The following is a 21685-nucleotide window of genomic DNA, read 5'->3' as shown; positions in this document are numbered from 1 at the left end:
GCACATGGACGGACGAGACGCTGGACCGGATGCGGGACACCGGTGACGCGACGGGCGACGCCGCGATCACCGAGACCTACGAGCTGGGCCGGCAGGAGGCGGTACGACAGGCCCCGCGCGGGTTCGGCCGTCCTCGCCCGTTCGCAGCGGCTGACCTCGGGGTGTACCGGCGGCTGATGGAGACGTCACAGTTCGCCGTCGACGTCCTCGAAGAGGGGGTCTGGAGCCCCGGGGACGCGGGGTGCGCTCGGCGCAGAAGGTCCGCCTCCTGCACGCCACGATGCGGTACCAGGTCAGCCGTCAGGACGACTGGAACCGCGCCTGGGACTGCCCCCGGTCAACCAGGTGGACCTGGCCGGGACGCTGATGAGCTTCTCGGTCGTCATCCCCCGGGGCCCGGAGCGCCTCGGCGCCGACCTGCCGCGCGCGGACCGCGACGCCTTCTTCCACGTCTGGCGGGCAGGTCGTCGGACACGTCCCGGGCGTCGACGACCGTCTCAACCCGGCCGCGTTCGACGACGGCTCGGCACTTCTCGACACCATCCTCCGGCGGCAGCAGCGGTCCTCGGACGCCGGCGTCACCCTCACCAAGGCGATCCTGGACTTCGTCCGCGAGGTCCTGCCCGGCCCTGCCTTCGCCGGCGCCGGGCCGTCCCTGATCCGGCACCTGATCGGCGACCCCGCCGCCGACCTGGTCGAGGTCCCGGCGGCGGACTTCACCAGGACCGCGCTCCAGGCCGGTTCCATGGTGGACTTCGGCTACGGCAAGGCCGGTGACACCGTTCCCCTCCTCGCGAAGGCGGCGAGCGAACTGGGACTGGCCGTGTTCAAGAACGGCCTGCGGCTCACCGACAAGGGCCGCCGGTACGAGTGGCAGGCCCCCACCGGGCTGACCGAGCGGACGTGACGCCGCGAGCGGCCGTCAGCGGCAGCCCTGCGCCTCGTGTACGGGGCCGGTTCGCGGTACGCGTCCAGGGTTCGCTTCCTTGCGGGCGGCGGCGCGCCGGATCACGAGGAACACCCCGGTGGTGAGCGCGAGATAGGCGGGGACGAGGAGGACGACGTCCGGGGTGGCCGGCACCGCGAACCAGCCGGCGCCGCGGACGTCGCCCTCGAACGTGACGCGGTTGACGGTGAGGAAGGTCAAGTGGGCCCCCACGGCCGTCCACAGCGGGGCCCGCCCGAGCGCGGTGCGCGCGGCCACCAGCATCAGCCCGAAGACGCTCAGCAGGAACAGGTACTCGCCCACGCCCTGGCCCGCAGGCGCGAACCGCACCGGTTCCGGTGTCCCGCCGGTCAGCGGGCGGAGTACGGCCGCCACCGCGCTCGCGGCGCCGGGCACGCCCAGGAACAGCAGCGTGGTCCCGAACGCGGTCGCCGCCGCGGAGAACCGCTCGCGCAGGGCGGTCCAGGTGAGCCCGCGCAGCGTCGTCTCCTCGGGCAGCGCCTCCAGCAGCAACCCGACGACGCCGTTGAGGACGGCGTAGGCGAGCAGCGCCGGAACGTCGGGGCGCGACCACCGCAGCCAGCCGGCCGCGGTACCGGCGCCCAGGACGAGGGCGGCGCATCCTCCCGTCACCCCCACACCGGTGGCGAAGGCGCGCAGACTCGGCCCGGCGGCCCCGAAGCCGAGCGCCGCCCACGAACGCCCCTGGCGGCGCAGGACCAAGGCGACGAGGGCGAGCGCCACCGCACTGACCGTTCCCGCCGCGACCAGCCGGGCCGCCCAGCCCGACGCTCCCAACGCCCGTGCCAGCGGCTCCCCGCAGGCCACGCCCGTCCCCAGCGCCACCGCCATGACCGCCGCCCCGCCCACCGCGCCGCCCGCCACGCGGACCAGCGCGCCACCGCGCCGCCGGGCGCGCGGCCTCCGCTCACCTCGCTCGCGTACTCCCATGCCGATCATTCTCGGAAGAGCGCTCCCGCGGAGTCCTCGTCGCGGGGGATGAGTCGCCACTACGTCGTTGTGCTGACGGTACGTTCAGTCGCGGAGCCCCACGGGAAAGGAAGCGAATTCGTCGGTAGCGGCGAACGCAGCCTGCCGATTATGCGTTCGCTTGACATACGCGCGATTTGCGTGGCGGGTCGTTTCTTATGCGATTATCTGCATGATCAGCCGACGGTCGGGGGATAACCGGTTCCGTGTCCCCTGGTATATCGCTAGCCGCGGAAAACATCTTCACTTCCGGAACCTTCTGGTCGGCGGCCGCCGTGATCGTCGCGGCGGGTGCGGGGATCGGCGCGGTCTGGGCCACCCTCCGGTCCGGGAATCCCAAACGGCGGCTCCGCTACGACATCTACACCTCGCCGCTGGTCGAACTGCCCACAGGCGTATTGGAGATCCGGCGCAACGGGACCGTGCTGACAGCGCCCCAACTGGTCCAGCTGGAGCTGGAGAACACGGGCCACCACGACATTCCCGCCGCCGCGTTCGAGAACGTTCCGCTCAAGCTGGTCGTCGGCGCACCGCTGATGGACGTCCTCAACGTGGAATCCCAGCCGCCGGAGCAGGCACCCCCCACCGTCACCATCGTCGACGACGAACTGCACATCGCCCCGACCCGGCTCGGAAAAGGACAGCGCGTGACGATTCTCGCCCTCATCGACGGCGACGCACAGCCTTCCTTCCGCTGCTCCCTTCTGAACGTCGAGATCGTCTACGGCCCGCCCAGCGTGAGCGGCCGGCGCTGGTACCACTCCGTGGTCTACGTGGGCGACTTGCTGATCGGCGCGGGGATCGGCTTGGGGATCATCTGGCTCATCGACAGATTCGGACTGCCGTGGTAACCGGCGCGACTCACGCGGCCGTCGACGGCGGCAATCCGACGGCCGGCCCTTGGGACACGGAGGCTTCAGTGAGCACTGGTCACAACGATCCGGTTCCCCCGGGCCCGAATCCCCCGGGTCCCGGCGATCAGGCGAGGAAGAAGGCCGCCCTGGCCATCGCCGGGCTTGTCATCGCGGCGATCCCCATCGTCTGGGCAGTAAATCAGTGGTACTTCGACAACAAAGACACGAACGACTACGTAGAGCACGCGAGCAAGGCATGTCTTGAGTACCAGCCCATGTACCAGTCCCTCGGCCGGGAACCCGACCCCGAGCAGGTCGGATACCCGGCCTACGCGGCCTACCTGCAACGGTTGGCGGCGGTCGGCCGGGCGGAACTCAAGTCCTGGTCGGACATACCGATCCCCGAGAAGATGGCGCCGGACGTCAAAGACGCCATGTTCACCGCACGCACCGCCCTCGACAACCTGGAAGCGGCCGTTCCCTTGGCAGCACAGGGATCCGACCGCGCGAACACCTTCCTCGACTCGTACAACACGAACCGGGCCGAAGCGCTCCGAAAGACCGCGCGCAAGAACCTGGAAGCGTGCCCTCAGTTCGCTCGCTGAAGTAGCGTTGCGCGTTCGCGCGTGCGCAGGGCCTGACCTCTGACGGCGTCGATGAACGCGGCCCAGGCGGGCGCCGGGACAGCAAGGTGCGGCCCGTAGGGCCGTTTGCTGTCCCGGACGGGGATCGAGGTGCCGATCCTGTAGGCCACCTCGACGCATTCACCGGCGGCGTCCGGTGTACTGTAGCTGGATTTACGCCACGCCGAACTCGGTATTCGCGACGCGAGATTCATGAATAGCGCTCCTTCAAGACGGACTCGATCAAAGCGAATGACTCGTCAGGCGACAGAGCCTTCGCCGAGAGCAAAGCGTAGTTCTGGAGCGCCATCGCCACCTCCCGGGGCTCAGTCAGCAGCAACCCGTTGGGAAAAGCCTCCACATGTGCCACGTCGGCCCCCTCGTCGAACGAGAGGATCCCGAACTGGTTGGCCTGCCCATGCACAGCGTCTTCACGCTCAGGTAGCACCTGGACGACGTGTGGCGTCTGAGCCGCCAAGGTGAGGATCCTTTTCAGCTGCTCCCGCATTACCTCACGTCCACCGAACGCACGCCGAAGGACGATCTCTTCGAGGATCAGCCACAGCGCCGGCGGGTGTTCACGGAGCAGAATGCGTTGACGTGCCATGCGAGCCGTGACCAGGTCTTCCTGGTTGCGCGCCCGGCCGGTCGCCATGAGGGCTCGGGCGTAGTCTTCCGTCTGAATGAGACCCGGCACCAACATGCAGTTGTATCGCCGGATGGTGGCGGCGATTTCCTCCAGCTCGACGTACTTGCGGAACGACGGCTGGAACGCGCACTTGAGCACGAAAGCCGCCAGCCGTGAGAACCGCCCGTGACTGTCCGGGAAGAGCCGGTCGCAAGCCTCGCCGAATTCCGGTGACGGAACCCGTTTCCCTGTCTCGATCTTCGAGACCAGCGAATACCCGCAGAACGCCTCCTTCCCCAACTCCTCCCTCTCGATCCCCAATCGCTCCCGCTCCAGTCGCACTTCCTCGCCGAAGTGCTCCAGCGGGGTCTGCGGTTCGCCGCCGTCCCGCCCCTTGCCCGTTCGTCCGGTCACATCCGACCCCCGCCACTCCCGTGGGACATCAGCCCTCGTCCAGCGCACGCGCTTGTTCGGCGCATGAGCGCAAGGCGACTCTAGAGGCACGGACAGTGATCACCGAGAGGTTTCCCCCCATGGCCTGTACCCCCGAACAAGCTCGCGAAATCTACGCACCCCCGATCGGCGAACTGGTGTGGGACGCCGCCCGGAAACGCGTCGGCGAGGTCATGGACCACCGCTGGTCGCTGTACCAGCTCCGGCCGCCCGGGGGCGGTACCGAGTGGCACGCGATGCCGGAGAGCATCCGGCCGCTTCCCGAGGCGACCCGGGCGCGGTACGGGGGCAAGCGATGACGGCGCCCACCCACCCCGTCGGGCCCGGGTACGCCCGGAGCGCGCGGTGCGCCGAGTGCGCGCGCATCAAGGCGGCGTACTACGCCGCGTGGCGGGCGGGCGACCGTGCGACGGCCGTCTCGCTGACGGCCGAGATGGGCCGCCACCAGCGGACGGCGCACACGTGAGAGGGATGACGCCGGCCGCCAACTGCCGTCACCCGGCGGCCGGGTGGACGGAGTCCGGGCACGTGATCGTCTGCTCGGCGTGCGGGGTGCGCCGGTTCCCGGACTACGCGGCGCTGTGGTGGCCGGCACGGGAGTACCGGGCGGCGTCCCCGACCCCGTCCACCCCCAGCCGCCGCACCCACCACTCGAACCCCACTCGAATTTGCCTCGAACAGGAGCTCGGGTAATATGCGTCCCGCGCCGCTAGCTCAGTTGGTTAGAGCAGCTGACTCTTAATCAGCGGGTCCGGGGTTCGAGTCCCTGGTGGCGCACAAGACGCAAAGGGCCTCACCAGTTTCTCTGGTGAGGCCCTCTCGCGTTCACCCGGCCGGATGGCGCCGAAGGAAGCCCGTTTCGTCCCGTACGCCCCGTGGTATCCCTGCCGCAAGCATGCGGAGGTGCGGGGATGACCGAGAGTCTGGACGTGACCAAGGCCATCGACGTGGCCGAGGCCGAGCGCGGGGGCGTGAGCATGAGCGTGCCGCGGGCGACCGCCTCGACGGCGGTGACGCTGGCGACGCAGATCTGCCGGTTCGACGACGTCCTCGGCGCGGCGGCGGCCGACCGCCTGCTGGAGGAGGGGTGCCACGCGCTGATGAACGAGGTCCGCGGGCAGGGCGCGGGGGCGGGGGCGGAGGCGATGGTCCCGCCGACGTGGCGGTGCGCGGACCAGACCGCCCGGTTCCCGTCGCTCACCGCCGTGGTGACGCGGGTGGCGCCGATGGTGATGACGATGCTGGGGGTGCCGGTGGTGGAGCCCCGGGTGTCGTTCGCGTTCACGATGCACAACGAACTGCCGCGCGACGCACGGCGGCAGGGTCCGCCCGTCCGCGACAGCGCGGGCCCGGGCGACCCGCACCGCATCACCTTCGTCTATCACCTGCACCGCAGGCCACGGGGGTTCACGGGCGGCCAGACGCGGATCTACGACACGACGGTCCGCGAGGGGTATCCCGGGATCGCGGAGTCGTTCCGGGACGTGCAGCCGGACCACGACTCGCTCGTCTTCTTCCCGGCCGACGCCTGGTACCAGGTGCGTCCCGTCGACTCCCCGTCGGCGAAGCTGCTCGACAGCCGGTTCGCCTTCCACGGCCGGCTCTCCGCCGCCTCCCAGTGAGCAGGACCCGCCTCATGGCCACCGCCACACCCGCTCGTCTGACCGTCGGCACGGCCGTCCACGACGACTACGACGGCGCGTACTTCACGCTCCTCTCCCTCCGCCTCCACCACCCCGAGGCCGCCGACCGCGTGGACCTGCTCGTCGTGGACGGCGATCCGGACGGGCCGGCCGGCGCGGACCTGCGGTCGCTGGCGGAGACGCTCCCCGGCCTGCGGTACGTGCCCGCCCGGCAGTCGGGCGGGAGCGCGCTGCGGGACCTGGTCGTCCGCGAGGCCCGGACGGAGTGGGTGCTGTCCGTGGACGCGCACGTCCTCCTCGCGCCCGGCGCGCTCGCCGGCCTCCTCGCGTACGCCGACGAGCACCCGTACTCCCGCGACCTGCTGCACGGGCCGCTGCTCGGCGACGGCCTGCGCGGCGTGCGGACGCACCTGGACCCGGTGTTCGACGGGGCGGCGTTCGGTACGTGGGGGTGCGATCCGCGCGGGACGGACCCGGGGGCGCCGCCGTTCGAGATCGGCATGCAGGACCTCGGGCTGTTCGCGTGCCGCACGGACGCCTGGCCCGGGCTCAATCCGCGGCTGCGCGGGGTGGGGGCGGAAGTGGGGTCGCTGCACAAGCGGTTCCGGGCGGCGGGCGCGCGGGCGCTGTGCCTGCCGTCCCTGCGCTGGACCCGGCGGTCCGTCCGGCCGCCCGGCACGACCGTCCCCGTGGAGACCGCCGACCGCTGCCGCGACCACCTCCTCGCCTGGGAGGAGGCGGGTCTGGCCGTCGAGCCGGTCGTCGACCACTACCGCGAGGTGTGCGGTGACGTCGTCGACGCCTGGGTGGCCGACCACGCGGCCGAACGCGGCCATCCGCTGGACGAGTTCGACGCCCTGGTCTGCGTCAACGCGGACGCCGACGCCCACCGCTGGGTCGCCGCCCACCGCCGCTTCCGGCGGCTCGGCATCGCCGGGCGCGTCCGCCGCCTCCCGGCGCCCGTCGTCCCGGGCGACGCGCCGGCCGGCCACGCCCTCGCGCACCGCACGGCCATCGCCCTGGCGCGGCAGCGGGGACTCCGGCACGTGCTGGTCTTCGAGGACGACGTGGTGTTCTGCCACGACGCGACGAGCGTGCTCAGGGCGCACGTCGCCGAACTCGCCGACCGGCGGTGGACCGTCTGCCGGTTCGGCGGCTCGGCGGTCGCCTACCACGCGCGCGTCTTCGACCGGCTGCTCGACGAACTCCCGGCCGAGGAGGCGGACATGCGCGCCTGGGTGAGCGTGCACGGCGGTCCGGAGCGGTTCTGCGCGCGGCGTTTCGCGGACACGTTCGTGCGGGTCTCCCCCGCCGTGACCTCCCGCGAACTGGCGGACCTGGAGGCGGTGCCGGCGGCGTGCCGGGGGGTGGGGGCGCGGTGACGGGCGGCGGCCACCCCGCCCGTCACAACGGGCCGACGTGTGGCGGCCTGGCGCCCGCCCTCGATGCCGCCCTCGGCCCCCGGGCGCAGCCCGTAGAGCCAGCGCCAGTCGACCGTTTACATAAGCTATGAATATAAAACTGCTATGCTTCTGCCATGAGTCGTCAAGATGCCGCTCCTGGCGCGTCCGCCGCCATCGGGGCAGCCCTCTACGGCCTGGCCACCAGGGCCGCGAGACGCCTGCCCCGGGACATGAGCCTGACGTCCGCCGCCACCCTGGCCACCCTGGACCGGACCGGCCCGCGGCGCATCACCGATCTGGCTGCGGTCGAGGGCGTCACCCAGCCCGCGATGACCGCCCTGGTACGGGTGATGGAGGAGTCCGGCCTGGTCGAGCGGCGGGGCGACGCGTCCGACAAGCGGGTCACGCTGGTGTGCCTGACCGAGGCCGGCGCCTCCTACGTCCGGACGCGGCGCCAGGCGGGCGTCCACGCGTTCGAACGATTGATCGGCGAGCTCACCGGCGACGAGATCGAGGCGCTGGTGGCGGCCCTTCCGGCGCTGAAGCATCTGGCGGAGCTCGAAAGCCAGGACCGCGAAGGACCGAAGCAGTGACCGGGCAGCCGGCCGGCGGGGTCCCGGTGAAGGCGTCACCGGTGGCGCGTTCCGAGGCGCGGCCGCTGGTCCCCGCCCTGGTGTTCACCGCCGGGCGGTGCGGCGCCCGGCGGTCGCCGGGGCGAACCTCGTCGTGGTCGCCGGCGGGATCGGCATGTACCTCCTGCTCACGCTCATCACCCGGTACGCGCAGACGCCGCACGGCGCCGGCTACGGCTTCGGGCTGACGACCTTCGTCGCCGGGCCGGCCCTCATCCCGTTCTCGGTGCTGGGGTTCGTCGCCGGCAAGCTCACGCCGCGGCTCCGGACGCGGATCGCCGGCCCCCTGCTCCTGGCCGGCAGCAGCGCCATGGCGATCGCGACGCTGACGAGCACGACGCTGACAAGCCTCGCTCTCGCCCGCCGACGCTCGTCCGAGACCAACCCGTAAGTCGGATGCACTCATCCCCACACTGGAGGTTCCATGCCCAAGGGCTATTGGGTCAGCGTCTACCGCACCATCTCAGACCCCGAGAAGCTGGCCGCTTACAACAAGCTGGCCCGCCTGGCCGTCGAGGCCGGGGGCGGCCGGACCCTCGTCCGCGGCGGTCGGGTCGTGGCGCATGACGCCGGCATCGCCGAGCGCACCGTCCTGGTCGAGTTCGACAGCTACGAGCAGGCGGTCGCGGCGCGTGAGAGTGCGGCCTACCAGGAGGCGCTGGCCGCCCTCTCCGACGGCGTCGAGCGCGACTTCCGCATCGTCGAAGGCATCGACTGACCGGGGTCCGGCCGGACCTTCACTGAACCCTCTCAGTGCCCGGCACTCGGTCCTCGCCGAACGGATGACGTCATCGGGCCGGGCCCCCGGCCGACGTCACTCCGCCGACGTCACTCCGCCGACCTCACCCCGCCGACCTCACTCCGCCGACCTCACCCCGCCGGCGTCGCCGCGCCCTCCGCCGCCTCGCGGAGGGCCGCGCGGCAGGCGGTGATCGCGGGGTGCCGGGCTCGGCCGCGGCGGACGACGGTGGAGAGGCGGCGGGTGTGGCGGCCGGGCGGGAGGGGGTGCAGGGGGACGGTGGGGCGGCGGCCGTTCCAGACGAGGTCCGGGAGGAAGGCCGCGGCGTGGCCCTCCTCGACGAGGCGGAGGTGCAGCAGGAGGTCGCTGGACTCGAACCGCACGTCGGGTTCGAAGCCGGCGTCCCGGCAGAGGGCCACCGCCCAGCGGCGGACGGCGGTACCTTCCGGTTCCATCACCCAGGGATGACCGGCGAGGGCGCGGAGGGCGGTGGACGGTCCGACGGTGGACGGTTCGGGGACGGCGAGGCGGAGGGTGTCGTCGAGGAGGGGCTCCCGTTCCAGTTCGGCCGGGTGGGGGATCGAGTCGCCGGGGTACTCCTCGGTGACGACCAAGTCGAAGTCGCGGGCCAGCAGGGCGGGGAGCGCGGTCTCCGGTTCGCCCTGGGTGACGTGGATCCGCAGGCCCGGGTGGGCCGCGCGGAGCAGGCTCAGGGCGGGGGGAACCAGGGTCAGCGCGGCCGTCTGGAACGCGGCGACGCGGAGGGTGCCGGTGACGTCGGTCAGCGAGCCGGCGATGTCGGCCTGGGCGCGTTCCAGGCGTTCGAGGACCGCCTCGGTGTGGGCGACCAGGATCTCCGCCTGATGCGTCAGCCGCACCCGCCGCCCCACGGGCTCCAGCAGCCGCACCCCTGCCTCCGCTTCCAGCTGCGACAGCTGCTGGGAGACCGTGGACGGGCTGTACGAGAGGGCGGCGGCGACGGCCGCGAGGGTGCCACGGTGTTTCAGCTCGCGGAGCAGGCGCAGTCGGTGCAGATCGAACACGGGCGGGCGGTCCTTCCGTCTTGCGCCGGGCATGACTGTTCGGTTTTGCCGATGAATATAGATCGGAATCATCCGCTGGACCGGAGGGATCATCAGGCCGCAGGCTGCTGTCATGACCGAGACCGCCTCCTCCGTGCCCTCCTCCGTGCCCTCCGCTTCCCCCTGGTACGCCCGCCCGGCCGCCCGCTCCTGGACCTGCGCGCCCGCGCCCGCCGGGGTGCGGGAGTTCCACGCCGCGCTGCCGGGGTACGCGCCGACGCCGCTCACCGAGCTGCCGGGGCTCGCCGCCGAACTGGACGTGGGGCGGGTCTTCGTCAAGGACGAGTCGTCGCGGCTGGGGCTGCCCGCCTTCAAGGCGCTGGGCGCCTTCTGGGCCGTGCGCGCCATCCTGGCCGGCCGGGCGGCGGACGGGCGGGACACGGCCGGCCCGGTCACCCTCGTGACGGCCACCGACGGCAACCACGGCCGGGCTCTGGCCCGGGCGGCGCGCGACCACGGGCAGCGCGCCCGCGTCTTCGTCCCGTCGGGCGTGCACCCCGCCGCCGTCGCGGCCATCGAGGGCGAGGGCGCCGAGGTGGTACGGGTGGCGGGCCCGTACGACGAGGCCGTGCGGCAGGCGGCCGAGGCGGCGCGGGCGGCGGACGCGGTCCTGGTCCAGGACACGGCCTGGCCGGGCTACGAGCGGATCCCCGGCTGGATCGTGGAGGGGTACTCCACCCTCTTCGCCGAAGTGGACGAGCAACTGGTGGCGGCCGGGGCGGGGGTGACGCCCGGCCTGGTGGCCGTACCGGTGGGCGTGGGTTCGCTGGCCCAGGCCGCCGTCACCCACTACCGATCCCGCCGCCGCCCGGCCGCCGGGCCGGCCCCCGCACCGTCGGCCCCTGAGCCGCCCGCCCCGTCGCTGCTGGCCGTCGAGCCGGAGGCGGCGGCGTGCCTCCTGGCGAGCCTCACGCGCGGCGAGCCGGTGTCCGTCGCCACCGGCGAGACCGCCATGGCGGGCCTGAACTGCGGCACGCCGTCCGCCCTCGCCTGGCCCTTCCTCCGGGACGGCCTGGACGCCGCGGTCGCGGTCACCGAGGCCGCCGGCGCCCGGGCGACGGCCGACCTGGCCCGGCTCGGCGTCCCGTCCGGCCCCTGCGGCGCCGCCTCCCTCGCCGGCCTGCGGACGGCGCTCGCCGGTCCGGACGCGGTCGCGCGGCGGGCCGCGCTGGGCATCGGCCCCGAGTCGACGGTCGTCCTGCTGAGCACGGAGGGCCGGGACGCCAACCCGTATGCGGCCGGCGCGCGCTGAAAGGCCCGAGGACGCGGGGGACGCGGGTCACCTCGTCCCCCGGCCGTCGCCCCCCACCTTCCGGTGAATTCCCGCGAGGGCACGGCGAACTTCCGCCCGCGCTCTTACGGACGGCCCCAGCGCGACGATGGTGCTCCGTCACACTGGGGCGCCGCTTCGGCTCCGGGGCGGCCGCCCGGTCCGGTGGGCCGCTGCGTAGACTGCCTGACCGAGGGGATCTTCCCCTCCGCCCGCGCCGTGTCGGGGCCGGGGGACGGCAGGCGGCCGGCGGACGTCGTAAGGAGACCGAGGGTGGAAACCCCACACGCGGTGGACGGGCCCGGCGGCCCGGCGCGGCCCGCGCGGGCCGCGTTGGAGGTGGGCCCGTTGCCCGGCCGCCCGGGTATACGCGCCAGGGGCGAGATCAGCGTGGTCACCCGCCCGTCCTGGGAGGCGGCCCTGACCGAGGTGGCCCGGCGGCACGGCGAGGTGTCGTACGTGGAACTGTCGGAGGCGGAGTTCCTCGACGTGGGCGGGGTGACGGCGCTCGCGGTCACGGCCCTGCGCCTGCCCGCCGGGAGGATCGTGGTGGAGCACCCGCCACCCCACGTGCCGCGGGTGCTGGAGATGTTCTGGCCGGGACTGCGGCGGATCGAGGTGGTACCGCGATGAGCACGGCGGCCGTCGACGAGGCGTTCGGGCACCCGGCGCTGTTCTACCGCACGCGGGAGGAGTACACCGAGCAGACGCTCGCCTTCGTGCGCGAGGGACTGGCCGCGGAGGAACCGGTGGCGGTCGCCGTTCCCGGCCCCAACCTGGACCTGATCAGGACGGGGCTGGGGGCGGACGGCGAGGGCCTGCTGTTCCTGGACATGACCGAGGCCGGGCGCAACCCCGGCCGGATCATCCCGCGCGTGCTGCGGGGATTCGCCGACGCCCACCCCACCGGGCGGGTGCGGATCATCGGCGAACCGATCTGGGCGGGACGCAGTGCGGTGGAGTACCCGGCGTGCGCGCAGCACGAGGCGCTGATCAACGCCGCGTTCGCGGGCCGGGCGGTGACGATCCTGTGCCCCTACGACGAGGCGCGGCTGGACGAGGAGGTCCTGGCCGACGCGCGGGTCACCCACCCCACCGTCATCACCGGCGGCCGTACCGAGGTCAGCGCCGCCTACGACTGGGAGGCGGTCGTCGCCCGGTACAACGAGGAGCTGCCGGCCGTGCCGCACGCCGCGGTCTTCTCCTTCGGCGCCGGGGAACTGTCCGCCGTCCGGGCGTTCGCCGCGGGCGAAGCCGCGCGCTGGGGGCTGACGGGCCCGCGGCTGATCGACGCGGAGCTGGCCGTCGCCGAGCTGACGACCAACAGCGTCATCCACGGCGGCGGCCGGGGAACACTGGCGATCTGGTCCGAAGCGGGACAGCTCGTGTGCGAGGTCCGCGACGCCGGACGGCTGACCGACCCCCTCGCCGGCCGTAGGCCGCCGGAGCCCGGGCAGCTCGGCGGGCGGGGGCTGATGCTGGTCCACTACGTGTCGGACCTCGTACGACTGCACACCGATGACCACGGCACCACCGTGAGGTTCTACCTCGGCCTGTGAGACACCGCCGGGAGTCGGGACCGGCCGTCCCCACGGCCGGCCGCGACTCCCGGCCGAACCGCGCCGCGGACCGCGGCAGCCGGTGGCCGCGGCCCATCCCGTCACCGGGGTCCGACGGCGTCCGCGCCACACCGGACTTGACGGAGCACTCGCGGTCACTGAATCGACGTGCGGTCGGCAGGGCGTCCGCGCGTTCGACGGGGTGTCCGCGCGTGCTGAGCCGGCCGCGGGCGGCGCGCACTCCCCCGGGTGAGGCGGCCGTGCGCCCGAGGGGTGACGCGGGGGCGCGCCCCCGGTACGGGACGCGGGGACCGGGGAGGAATGGGTCCGCCCGGTCCGTCCGGTCGGACAGTCGGATCATCGCAGCGTCAGAGAGGGAGTCGGCCTTGGCTCTGGTACCGAACGGCGTCTACACGATCGCCCGGCCCGGCGGCCGGTTCCTCACCCTGCGGGACGGCTCCGCCGAACCCGGAACGCCCACGCTGCTCATGCCGCGGAGCGCCGGGCCGGGCGAGCAGGAGTGGGTCCTGGAGGAGCTGGACGACGGGACACGGACCATCCGCAACGTCCGGAGCGGGACGCTGCTCGGCTTCCACGGGGCGGCGGAGCCCGGCAAGCAGGTCGGCGCGGGGGCCCGCCACCGCTCCTGGCTGCTCCGCCCCACCCCCGCCCCCTCCCGGCCCTCCCGCTCCTCCCGCCTCTTTCACCTCATCGTCCCCGACGACCCCGAGGCCGGCCTCGACGCCGCCGAACTCGCCGTCGACGTCGCCCCCGACCCGTCCTGGCCGTGCCGCGTCGTCCTCCGCCCGCTGGGCGCGGGCGGCCCGGAGCGGGCGTGGGAGTTCCGGGGAGTGGGGTAGGCCGGGGCCCGGGCGGACCGGCGGTGCCGCCACTCCTTCGGGTGGCGTCGATGAAAAGCCCATCGGGAAATCCGGGCGCGATGCACTCTGCCGGTGACGGCAGCCGCGTCGGACGGACGTGGCGGATACGAGGACGGAGTGCGCGCACATGTCCCGGATGAGACGACGCGCGGCGTGGATGGGCGCCGCCGCGCTGGTCGGCGCCCATCTGCTGGCGATTTCCTTCGGTCCCGGCGCGGAAGCCGCGGCCCCGGCCCGGCAGCAGGCCTTCGGATCGTCCGCCACGTGGAAGCCACCGACGGGGGTGACCAAGGCGACCGTCTACATCTGGGGTGCCGGTGGCACCGGTGGCGGAGGAGGCGGCGGTGGCGGGGGCGGTGGCGGGGAGGCCGGCGTCAAGGACGCCCTCGACCCCAACACGGGATCCGATGGCCGGGACGGCGGTTCGGGCGGCGCGGGCGGGGCCGGAGGGGGCGGCGGGGGCGGCTCGTACCTGGTCTGCGAGGTCAAGGTGGACCCCTCCCACAAGTACCAGGTGACGGTCGCGGACGGCGGAAGCGGCGGCGAGGGCGGCCGCAAGGGCCAGGGCGGCGCGGCGGGCAGCGGGAACTCCGGCCAGGACGGCCGGAACGGGGAGTCGGGCAGGCCGGGCAACAACGGCAACGAGACGCGTCGCAGGACCGAGCTGTACGACACGACGGCGGACGTACAGGTGGCCGACGTCGACGAAGGCCCCGCCGGACACCGCGGTCTGGAGGGTACGGGCGGCGGGGGCGGCGGCAAGAACGGCAACCGCGCCCAGCACGGCGTCAACGGCACCGCCGGCGGCGTCACGCACAAGGCCTGGCCGGGGCGGTGCCCCGGCGGGAAGGTGAAGGAGAGCCTCCAGGGCGGAGCCGGCGGGCACGGCCGGAAGCAGCACTTCCCCGGCGTCGGCGGGCAACCGGCCAAGGACACGGGACCGGGTGGGATGAAGCTGCCTCAGGGGATCAGCGCCGGCGGGCCGGGCGGCCTGGGAGGGCGCAGCGGTTCCTCGGGGAAGGGCGCGGTGATCCACCACAGTGCCGCGAGCCCCGGAGGGAATGGCGGCGACGGTGCCCGCGGCGGCTCGGGCGGCAAGGGGTACATGGTCGTCACCTGGTAGCGCGGTATGAGAGCGCCGGAAGCGGAGCCGCCGCCCGGTGCGGTGCGACGAAGAGCGGCGCCGGTGCCAGTACCGAGGCCGGTACCGGTGCCGAGGCCGGTACCGGTGCGGCTGCGGCTACGGCTACGGGCGGTACCGGCTGCGGCCGACGGTGGGAGGGTGCCCCGGCACGGCCCCGGCGGTCCGGCGTCGGCGGCCCCGCGTCGGCGGCCCCCGCGTCAGCGCCCCAGGCGTCGGCGTCAGCGCCCGCGACGGCGACCCCTGCGTCCGCGCCGCCCGCCGTCGTTCAGGAAGCCCCCCTGCCGTCCCGGGGCCCGAACGCGTGGAGGGCCTCGGTGTCCGTGGGGACCGTCCGGACGTAGCGTTCCGCCCAGGCGCGGGCGTCGGGGTAGTCCGACTCCCCCGCTATCCGGTCCACGGCGGCGTCGGCGTCGAACGGGGTGTGCCGGAGCTGCACCTGGCCGCCGTGCAGCAGGGCCCAGGAGGCGCCCGCGCGGCCGTACGGCATGCCGACGCTGCCGGAGTTGACGACGAGGCGCCCGTCGACGAGGCGGGTGAACGGCATGTGGGTGTGTCCGCACACCACCGTGCGGACGTCGTCGGGAAGTTCGGCGAAGACCTCCGCCCAGCGGTCGAGGCGGGTGTCGACGAGGACGGTCTCCTCGTCGTCGCGCGGGGTCCCGTGGCAGAAGACGACCCTGCCGAAGCCGTCGACGTCCAGGGTCACCGGGTGGGGCAGGCCGGCGAGCAGCGCCACGTCCTCGTCCCGCAGCTGCCGGGCGGCCCACGCGTCGATCTGCCACGCCTCGTCGGCCGGGGACTCGCCCCGCGCCAGCGCGGCGAGTTCGCGGTCGGCGTTGCCGCGGACGAGGAGCGCCCGGTCGCCGAGGGCGCGCAGGCGGTCCAGGACGGCGCGGGGCTGCGGGCCGGCGGCGTGGTCGCCGGTGGCGACGATCAGGTCGGCGGACCGGACGTCCGGCTCGTCCAGGACCGCTTCCAGGGCCGGCAGCACGCCGTGGACATCGGACAGGACGGCGACGCGTACGACCATCGGGGGACCTTTCGCGGTGCGGGAGTTCGGGGAGCGGGCGGGCGTGCGGAGCGTACCGCCGGCGGGCGTCCGGAGCCTCCGGCGTTCGCCGGACCCGTGCGTCACCGGGCCTCTACGCTACGGGCACGCCGCGCCGGTCCGGCCGCGGTCGAGTGAGGAGGAATTCCTGTGCCATCCCCCTGCGACCCCCAGTACGCTCCCGCCGGCGACGTGGGCGCAGCGCTCATGTTGGTCGATTCCCGGCTGAAGACCATCCAGGCGGGCAAGAGCAGGACCGATCCCGAACAGCAGGCGTTGGTCGACCAGTTCACGGACTCGCTGGACGCCGAGGGCGCCAACGACGTGCTGGACGGCGCGTGCACGCTCATCTTCATGTTCATGAAGTGGCTGCGGGAGGCCTACGAGGCCCACGACAAGGACGTGTTCGCGTACGTGGTGCCCAACCTGGTGGCCTCGATGCGCATGATGCCCAAGAGCGTCCGTCCGGAGGCCATTCCCACGATGGCCGGGCTGCTCGTCGCGGCGGGTGCCGATCTGAGCCCGAGTCTGTGGCGCAAGCAGTACGGGTTCTGGACGGAGGCGGAGATGAATCCGCTGGAGGTGACCGCCTTCCTGCTCGCGGATCACATCAACCGCCTCACCGAGGATCCGGACTTCGCCACCCGGCTGATCAGCGACGCGCTGTCGTCCGTGGAAGAGGAAGAGGAGGAAGAAGAAGGCTGAGGGCCCGGCGGGGTCAGCCCTTCCGCTCGTACACGACCCGGCCGTCGAAGACGGTCATGGCCACCGCGATGCCGCCGATCGCGTCCGGCTCGGCCGCGCGCAGGTCGCCGCCGAGGACGCACAGGTCGGCCGCCTTGCCGGGGGCGATCGAGCCCTTCCAGGTCTCGGCGGCGTCCTGCCAGGCGCCGGCGGTGGTGTAGGCGGTGAGGGCCTGGTGGAGGGTGAGGCGCTGGTTCGGGCCGTGGACCTCGCCGCAGGCGCCGCGGCGGGTGACGAGGGCCTGGACGCCGGCGCGCCAGTTCGGCTGGTTGACGGGGGTGTCGGAGCTGCCGAGGAAGGGGACGCCTGCGTCGACCGCCGAGCGCCAGGGCAGGAACTCCTCGCCGGCCGGGCCCTGGGCGGCGCCGTGGACGGCGTGGAACCAGCTCTGGGCCTGCGGGCCGAGGCCGATGCGGTAGCGGGCCATCGTCGGCAGGACGTCCGGGGTGACGAACGCGCCGTGCATGGCGATGTGCCGGGCGTCGGGGCGCGGGTGGCGGCGGAGCGCGGCGGCGAAGGCGTCCACGACGGTGGACGTCCAGCGGTAGCAGTGCACGCCGATCTGGTAGCCGGCGACGTGGGCGACGCGGATCATCTCGGCGAGTTCGGCGGCGCGTTGCTCGTTGGTGTCGCCGGCGACCAGCAGGTCGCCGCCGCTGTCGGAGAAGAGCTTGACGCCGCGGACGGCGAACCGCCGGGGGTCGAGGCCGGTCGGCGGCGTGAAGGCGCGCAGCTCCTTGGCGACGGCCGCGGCCGAGCCGCCGGACTGGGAGCAGGGCAGGAACAGGGCGCTGACGCGGGCGTCGAGAGCGCCTTCGCGCGCCAGGTCGACGTACGCGGCGAGGGTCTCGGGACCCTGTGTCCCGCCGCCGAGCCCCTCGCCGCCGGGGCCGAGGCCGGGGTCGGTGTAGCTGGTGACTCCCTCGGCGTGCAGCCGGGCGACCGCGTCCTTGATCGCGTGCTTGCGCTCGTCCCTGCTCCACGGCGGGAGCAGGAGCTGGACGAGCGCCTGCCCGCCGTAGTGGAGGACGCCGGTGGGCCGCCCGTTGGCGTCGTAGTCGACGCCGGGCTTCCGGGGGCCGTTCGGGCCGGCGTCCGTGATGCCGGCGAGCTCCAGGGCGCGGGAGTTGACGGCGCTGGCGTGGTAGCCGTTGTCCTGGAGGAACACCGGGTGGTCCGGTGCCGCCTTGTCGATGTCGTCCCGGTTCGGCCCGCGCTGCTCGGCGAGCCGGTACGGGTTCCAGCCGGCGCCGCGGATCCACTGCCCCTTCGGGACGCGGCGGGCCTCGGCGGCCACGGCGGCGACGATGTCGGCGACGGACTTCACCGCCGAGGGGCCGAGGTCGAGCGCGTACGGCGGGAGGTTCAACCGGTAGACGGCCGCGTGGAGGTGGGTGTCGTTGATGCCGGGCAGCAGGGTCCGGCCGCGCAGGTCGACCGTCTCCGTACCGCTCCCGGCGAACGCGCGGACCTCGGCGTCCCCGCCCACGCACACGATCCGCCCCGCCCGCACGGCCACGGCCGACGCTCTCGGCCGGCCGGGATCCATCGTCATGACGTCGCCGTTGTGGAACACCAGGTCCGCTGGGCGGGCGCCGTTCGCCGGACGGGCCCCGGCGGCGACGGCCCGTCCCGCACCCGCCCCGGCCAGTAAGGAGCCGGCCGCGACCGCTCCGGCCAGCTTCGCGGCGTCCCGGCGGGAGAGGGCGGTGGAAGTTCGCTTGTCGCGTGCGGACATGAGGGGGGTCCCTTCACTCGGGCAGTGCGGTGCGATGCGGAGTGGTGCGGAGTGGTGCGGGGTGGTGCGGGGTGGTGTGGAGCGATGGCGGCCGTCGGAGGATCCTTCGGCAACGCGAGTCACGTCAAGTGCCGGAACGGACGGTTGAGCCGGATGTGGCCAACCGTGCGACGGCCGTTCGCCGGGCGTACCTCCGTGAGCGTCACGACCGGCGGGGCAGGGACGGGCGGGACGGGGACGGGCGGGACGGGACGGCGTCCGATGCGGATGACGAAAGAAGACCCGGTTCGTGTCCGCCGCTGGGCGCCGCCCCGGTCCGGGCCCGACCCAGCCGGTCCGCGCTCCGTCATGGAGCGGTCAGGCTCCATGCCCCGGCCGAGCGCACCTGGTAGTACCCGCGGCCCGGCCACTGGAATCTCTGCTCCCCGGCACTCCCCACGGCCACCGTCACCCCGTAGGCGAGGTGGTCGCCCAGGGCCTCCAATTGGACCAAGCTCGGTCCCACGTAATGCAGGACGCCCGGGCCGGGTTCCCCTCGGTAGTGCACGAGGTCAGATCCGGTTCCGTTGATCTCGTGGCGGAAGCGCGGGACTTCGCGCAGCGGGGCCGCGGTCGCCGTCCACGGCTCCGGAGCGCCGTCCGCGAACACCCGGAAGGCGACTGCCTTGTTCTTCTTCGAGTTCCCCTCCGGCAGCGGAATCCGGGCGGTGATGGGTGTGCCGTCGCCGGACAGCCGGTAGAGACGTGAGGAGCGCCCCTCGCCGCCTTCGAAACGCAGGTGGACACGTGTCGGCGCGTTGGCCGAGAAGACCATCACTGCCGGACGATACGACGGCATGTCCAGCCGATGGATCCGGTCACCGCTCTTCGCGTGCCCGCCGTCCTGTGACTGACGAGCACGCGTCGACTCGGCCCGCGTCCCGTAGGTCCTGCCGGGCCGGCCGGGACCGTGGGAACGGACCTCCAACGCCTCATCGAGGGCGGTGACCCGGTCCTCGATCTCGGCGAGCACCGACTCGTCGCGCACGCGCCACGGCCACCATCCGCGGAACCCCCCACCGCCCCCTCTGCGCATAGCTGCCATCATGCCGCACGACCAGCAGGCGCGCACCGGCACTTGCGGGCATGCGGACGCCTGCGGTCGCGGATGGCGGAATCGCCAAGTCCGTGAGGCACTAAAGGGCGTAGGGGTTGGCGATGGTGTGCGGTCGTCGGGCGGTGGCCAGTACATCCGGCGGGAATGCGGGACCGGCCGGTGACGTGGTTGAGGCCCTTTGTCTGCCCGACGGCGGTCGACAGCCCGGCTCGGGTCAGGACCTTCATGTCCCGTGTGGCCTGCTGCGTGTCGCTGCCTTCGGCCTTCTCGTGGCGCGAGCGCCGGGCACGGCCCGTCATGGCGAGGACGCGCCGGCGCGGTCGCTCACACGTCGCGGCGGTGGATGACGAGGGCCGCGAGGGTGAGGGTGAGCAGGGGCCAGAGGGTGAGGACGGTCCAGGAGCCGGGGACCGTGGCGGAGTGGCCGAGGGAGGCGGGGTCCGGGCTCCAGTTCTGCACGAGGCGGGACCAGGCCGGGGTGACCAGGGCGTGCTTGAGCTCCGCCGACCAGCGGTCGCGTTCCGAGAACATGGGCGGCAGCATCAGCAGCAGGAAGACGCTGGTGATCATGGTTCCGGCGGCGTGCCGGATCAGGACGCCGAGGGCCAGGCCGACCAGGGCGCAGACCGGGGCCAGCAGGGTGGTGGCGGCCAGCGCCCGGAAGACCCCGGGGTGGGTGATCGGGACGGCGGCGTGGCGCTCGTTCAGGACGGCCTGGGAGGCCAGGAAGGAGCCGGTGGCGGCCACCGCGCCGGCCACCGTCCACAGTGCGGCGGTGACCGCGGCCTTCGCCAGGACGACCGAGCCGCGGGCGGGGACGGCCACGGTGGTGGCGCGGATCAGGCCGGTGCCGTACTCGCTGACGACGGTGAGGGCGCCGGCGCTGCCGGCGACGAGGGTCAGCGTCCAGGAGCCGGCCGGCGGGAAGGCGTCGAAGGGCAGGAAGTCGGCGGGGCCGGGGCGGGTGACGTGGTCCGACGCGGTCGCCACGGCCGCGGAGCCGATGACGAAGAGGAGGGTGAGGGCGAGGGTCCACGGTGTGGAGCGCAGGGAGCGGGTTTTGATCCACTCGGCGGCGAGGAGGTCGCGGAAGCGGGCGGGGGGTGGTGAAGGGGGAGGCGAGGTGGGTGGTGGAAGGGCCGGCGAAAGGGGCGGTGTCTTCATCGGGGGGTTCCTGTCTGGTACTCGGTGGCGTCCGCGGTGAGTTCCATGAAGGCCGTCTCGAGGGAGGCGGTAGGGGTGGTCAGTTCTTCCAGGCGGATGCGGTGCTCGTGGGCGAGTGCGCCGATCCGGGCGGCCGGGAGACCGGTGACGGTGAGGCGTTCGGTGGCGGATAGGTGTTCGGGGGCGCGTTCGGAGGCGGAGAGGCGTTTGGTGCCGGACGGGCTCTCGGGGGTGGGTGGGCTCTCGGGGGTGGGTGGGCTCTCGGGGGTGGGTGGGCCTTCGGGGGTGACCGACGCGCCCGCCGCGGTCAGTACGGCGGTCAGTTCGGCCGCCTGCGGTGTCGCCACCAGGACGGCGCGGCGGGCGCCGCGGGCCGCGAAGTCGCGGAGCGGCTCGGCGGCGATGAGGCGACCCCGGCCGATGACGATCAGGTCGTCGGCGGTGTTCTCCATCTCCGACATGAGGTGGCTGGAGAGGAAGACGGTGCGTCCCTCGGCCGCGAGGCGCCGGAAGAGGCGGCGTACCCAGAGGACGCCCTCCGGGTCCATCCCGTTGACCGGCTCGTCGAACAGCAGCACCGGCGGGTCGCCGAGCAGGGCGGCCGCGATGCCCAGCCGCTGCTTCATGCCGAGGGAGAACCCGCCGACGCGGCGGTGCGCCGCGTCGGCCAGCCCCACCTCCCCAAGCACCTCGTCCACCCGGCGCCGCGGGATGCCGTTGCTCCGGGCCAGGGCTGCCAGATGGGCCGCGGCGGCGCGTCCTCCGTGCACCTGGCCGGCGTCGAGGAGGGCGCCTGCGTGCCGCAGGCCGCGCGGGTGGCGGCGGAAGGGGACGCCACCGACGGTGGCCGTCCCGGCGGTGGGCGCGTCCAGGCCGAGGATCAGCCGCAGGGTGGTGGACTTGCCGGCTCCGTTGGGGCCGAGAAAGCCGGTGACCACGCCGGGGCGGACGGTGAAGGACAACTGGTCGACGGCGGTCCTGCCGCCGTAGCGCTTGGCGAGATGGCTGACTTCGATCACGGGAACCAGCCTGTCCGGCGGGCCCGGGG

General features: G+C 73.5%; 26 protein-coding genes and 1 tRNA gene. 18 read left to right on the top strand and 9 right to left on the bottom strand.

Annotation, left to right across the window (positions count from 1 at the left end):
* Positions 1-745: 745 nt before the first annotated feature.
* Positions 746-907 carry a hypothetical protein gene (locus tag JNW98_RS17175; RefSeq protein WP_223769113.1) on the top strand — a complete coding sequence of 54 codons (162 nt, stop codon included), beginning with the start codon at positions 746-748 and terminating at the stop codon, positions 905-907.
* A gap of 15 nt (positions 908-922) precedes the next feature.
* On the opposite strand, the gene JNW98_RS17170 is transcribed toward JNW98_RS17175, so the two are convergent.
* On the bottom strand, positions 923-1897 hold the full coding sequence (locus JNW98_RS17170; RefSeq protein ID WP_223769112.1) for a CPBP family glutamic-type intramembrane protease: 975 nt from the start codon (positions 1895-1897) through the stop codon (positions 923-925).
* A gap of 245 nt (positions 1898-2142) precedes the next feature.
* Between JNW98_RS17170 and JNW98_RS17165 the strand changes: the two genes are divergently transcribed.
* The gene (locus JNW98_RS17165) at positions 2143-2787 is read left to right on the top strand and encodes a hypothetical protein (protein WP_223769111.1); all 645 of its coding nucleotides are present in this window, start codon (positions 2143-2145) and stop codon (positions 2785-2787) included.
* Positions 2788-2855: 68 nt separating this feature from the next.
* Positions 2856-3395, top strand: coding sequence for a hypothetical protein (locus tag JNW98_RS17160; protein WP_223769110.1), 540 nt, complete (start codon positions 2856-2858; stop codon positions 3393-3395).
* Here JNW98_RS17160 and JNW98_RS17155 read toward each other — a convergent pair.
* Both JNW98_RS17155 and JNW98_RS17150 read right to left on the bottom strand, forming a co-directional pair.
* Positions 3380-3628: a DUF397 domain-containing protein gene (locus tag JNW98_RS17155; protein WP_223769109.1), complete on the bottom strand. Its 249-nt coding sequence runs from the start codon at positions 3626-3628 to the stop codon at positions 3380-3382. The genes JNW98_RS17160 and JNW98_RS17155 overlap by 16 nt on opposite strands.
* Positions 3625-4455, bottom strand: coding sequence for a helix-turn-helix domain-containing protein (locus JNW98_RS17150; RefSeq protein WP_223769108.1), 831 nt, complete (start codon positions 4453-4455; stop codon positions 3625-3627). Before JNW98_RS17150 ends, JNW98_RS17155 begins: the two co-directional genes overlap by 4 nt.
* A 119-nt stretch (positions 4456-4574) precedes the next feature.
* Between JNW98_RS17150 and JNW98_RS17145 the strand changes: the two genes are divergently transcribed.
* The 9 genes from JNW98_RS17145 to JNW98_RS17105 all read left to right on the top strand — a co-directional run bounded on the left by JNW98_RS17145 (position 4575) and on the right by JNW98_RS17105 (position 8890).
* The gene (locus tag JNW98_RS17145; RefSeq protein ID WP_223769107.1) at positions 4575-4793 is read left to right on the top strand and encodes a hypothetical protein; all 219 of its coding nucleotides are present in this window, start codon (positions 4575-4577) and stop codon (positions 4791-4793) included.
* Positions 4790-4960 carry a hypothetical protein gene (locus JNW98_RS17140; RefSeq protein ID WP_223769106.1) on the top strand — a complete coding sequence of 57 codons (171 nt, stop codon included), beginning with the start codon at positions 4790-4792 and terminating at the stop codon, positions 4958-4960. Before JNW98_RS17145 ends, JNW98_RS17140 begins: the two co-directional genes overlap by 4 nt.
* Before the next feature lie 5 nt (positions 4961-4965).
* On the top strand, positions 4966-5187 hold the full coding sequence (locus JNW98_RS36890; RefSeq protein ID WP_223769105.1) for a DUF6255 family natural product biosynthesis protein: 222 nt from the start codon (positions 4966-4968) through the stop codon (positions 5185-5187).
* A gap of 10 nt (positions 5188-5197) precedes the next feature.
* Positions 5198-5271: transfer RNA gene (locus JNW98_RS17130), tRNA-Lys, on the top strand.
* A gap of 134 nt (positions 5272-5405) precedes the next feature.
* Entirely contained in the window at positions 5406-6116 is a 711-nt protein-coding gene (locus JNW98_RS17125) for a 2OG-Fe(II) oxygenase (protein WP_223769104.1), read from the top strand.
* Positions 6117-6130: 14 nt separating this feature from the next.
* Complete coding sequence (locus JNW98_RS17120) at positions 6131-7519, top strand: glycosyltransferase (RefSeq protein ID WP_223769103.1); 1389 nt, start codon at positions 6131-6133, stop codon at positions 7517-7519.
* Positions 7520-7770: 251 nt separating this feature from the next.
* Positions 7771-8133 carry a MarR family winged helix-turn-helix transcriptional regulator gene (locus JNW98_RS17115; protein WP_308015619.1) on the top strand — a complete coding sequence of 121 codons (363 nt, stop codon included), beginning with the start codon at positions 7771-7773 and terminating at the stop codon, positions 8131-8133.
* Between the two features lie 97 nt (positions 8134-8230).
* Entirely contained in the window at positions 8231-8563 is a 333-nt protein-coding gene (locus JNW98_RS17110) for an MFS transporter (RefSeq protein ID WP_223769101.1), read from the top strand.
* A gap of 33 nt (positions 8564-8596) precedes the next feature.
* Positions 8597-8890, top strand: a complete 294-nt coding sequence (locus tag JNW98_RS17105; RefSeq protein WP_223769100.1) for a DUF1330 domain-containing protein — start codon at positions 8597-8599, stop codon at positions 8888-8890.
* A 152-nt stretch (positions 8891-9042) separates the two neighbouring features.
* Here JNW98_RS17105 and JNW98_RS17100 read toward each other — a convergent pair whose 3' ends face one another.
* Complete coding sequence (locus tag JNW98_RS17100) at positions 9043-9954, bottom strand: LysR family transcriptional regulator (RefSeq protein WP_223769099.1); 912 nt, start codon at positions 9952-9954, stop codon at positions 9043-9045.
* Between the two features lie 112 nt (positions 9955-10066).
* Here JNW98_RS17100 and JNW98_RS17095 point away from each other — a divergent pair, with 112 nt between their 5' ends.
* The 5 genes from JNW98_RS17095 to JNW98_RS17075 all read left to right on the top strand — a co-directional run bounded on the left by JNW98_RS17095 (position 10067) and on the right by JNW98_RS17075 (position 14826).
* Positions 10067-11245 carry a diaminopropionate ammonia-lyase gene (locus tag JNW98_RS17095; RefSeq protein ID WP_223769098.1) on the top strand — a complete coding sequence of 393 codons (1179 nt, stop codon included), beginning with the start codon at positions 10067-10069 and terminating at the stop codon, positions 11243-11245.
* 291 nt (positions 11246-11536) lie between these two features.
* Complete coding sequence (locus JNW98_RS17090) at positions 11537-11896, top strand: STAS domain-containing protein (RefSeq protein WP_223769097.1); 360 nt, start codon at positions 11537-11539, stop codon at positions 11894-11896.
* Positions 11893-12822, top strand: coding sequence for an anti-sigma factor RsbA family regulatory protein (locus JNW98_RS17085; RefSeq protein ID WP_223769096.1), 930 nt, complete (start codon positions 11893-11895; stop codon positions 12820-12822). Before JNW98_RS17090 ends, JNW98_RS17085 begins: the two co-directional genes overlap by 4 nt.
* A gap of 386 nt (positions 12823-13208) precedes the next feature.
* Positions 13209-13682 (top strand): RICIN domain-containing protein, encoded by a 474-nt coding sequence (locus tag JNW98_RS17080; RefSeq protein WP_223769095.1) that lies wholly within the window; start codon positions 13209-13211, stop codon positions 13680-13682.
* A gap of 148 nt (positions 13683-13830) precedes the next feature.
* Positions 13831-14826, top strand: a complete 996-nt coding sequence (locus JNW98_RS17075; RefSeq protein WP_223769144.1) for a hypothetical protein — start codon at positions 13831-13833, stop codon at positions 14824-14826.
* Between the two features lie 286 nt (positions 14827-15112).
* Here JNW98_RS17075 and JNW98_RS17070 read toward each other — a convergent pair whose 3' ends face one another.
* On the bottom strand, positions 15113-15877 hold the full coding sequence (locus JNW98_RS17070; RefSeq protein ID WP_223769094.1) for a metallophosphoesterase family protein: 765 nt from the start codon (positions 15875-15877) through the stop codon (positions 15113-15115).
* A 168-nt stretch (positions 15878-16045) separates the two neighbouring features.
* On the opposite strand from JNW98_RS17070, the gene JNW98_RS17065 reads away from it, so the two are divergent.
* Positions 16046-16600, top strand: coding sequence for a hypothetical protein (locus JNW98_RS17065; RefSeq protein ID WP_223769093.1), 555 nt, complete (start codon positions 16046-16048; stop codon positions 16598-16600).
* Between the two features lie 13 nt (positions 16601-16613).
* On the opposite strand, the gene JNW98_RS17060 is transcribed toward JNW98_RS17065, so the two are convergent.
* The 4 genes from JNW98_RS17060 to JNW98_RS17045 all read right to left on the bottom strand — a co-directional run bounded on the left by JNW98_RS17060 (position 16614) and on the right by JNW98_RS17045 (position 21656).
* Positions 16614-18377 carry an amidohydrolase gene (locus tag JNW98_RS17060; RefSeq protein WP_223769092.1) on the bottom strand — a complete coding sequence of 588 codons (1764 nt, stop codon included), beginning with the start codon at positions 18375-18377 and terminating at the stop codon, positions 16614-16616.
* Between the two features lie 346 nt (positions 18378-18723).
* Positions 18724-19404, bottom strand: a complete 681-nt coding sequence (locus JNW98_RS17055) for a hypothetical protein (RefSeq protein WP_223769091.1) — start codon at positions 19402-19404, stop codon at positions 18724-18726.
* 393 nt (positions 19405-19797) lie between these two features.
* Positions 19798-20637 (bottom strand): ABC transporter permease, encoded by an 840-nt coding sequence (locus JNW98_RS17050; RefSeq protein ID WP_223769090.1) that lies wholly within the window; start codon positions 20635-20637, stop codon positions 19798-19800.
* Positions 20634-21656 (bottom strand): ATP-binding cassette domain-containing protein, encoded by a 1023-nt coding sequence (locus tag JNW98_RS17045; protein ID WP_223769089.1) that lies wholly within the window; start codon positions 21654-21656, stop codon positions 20634-20636. The genes JNW98_RS17050 and JNW98_RS17045 overlap by 4 nt, the downstream gene beginning before the upstream one ends.
* Positions 21657-21685 lie beyond the last annotated feature (29 nt).

The sequence above is a fragment of the Streptomyces huiliensis genome (assembly GCF_020037025.1).
Taxonomy (GTDB): Bacteria; Actinomycetota; Actinomycetes; order Streptomycetales; family Streptomycetaceae; genus Streptomyces; species Streptomyces huiliensis.
This window is presented reverse-complemented; position numbering and strand designations above follow the sequence as displayed.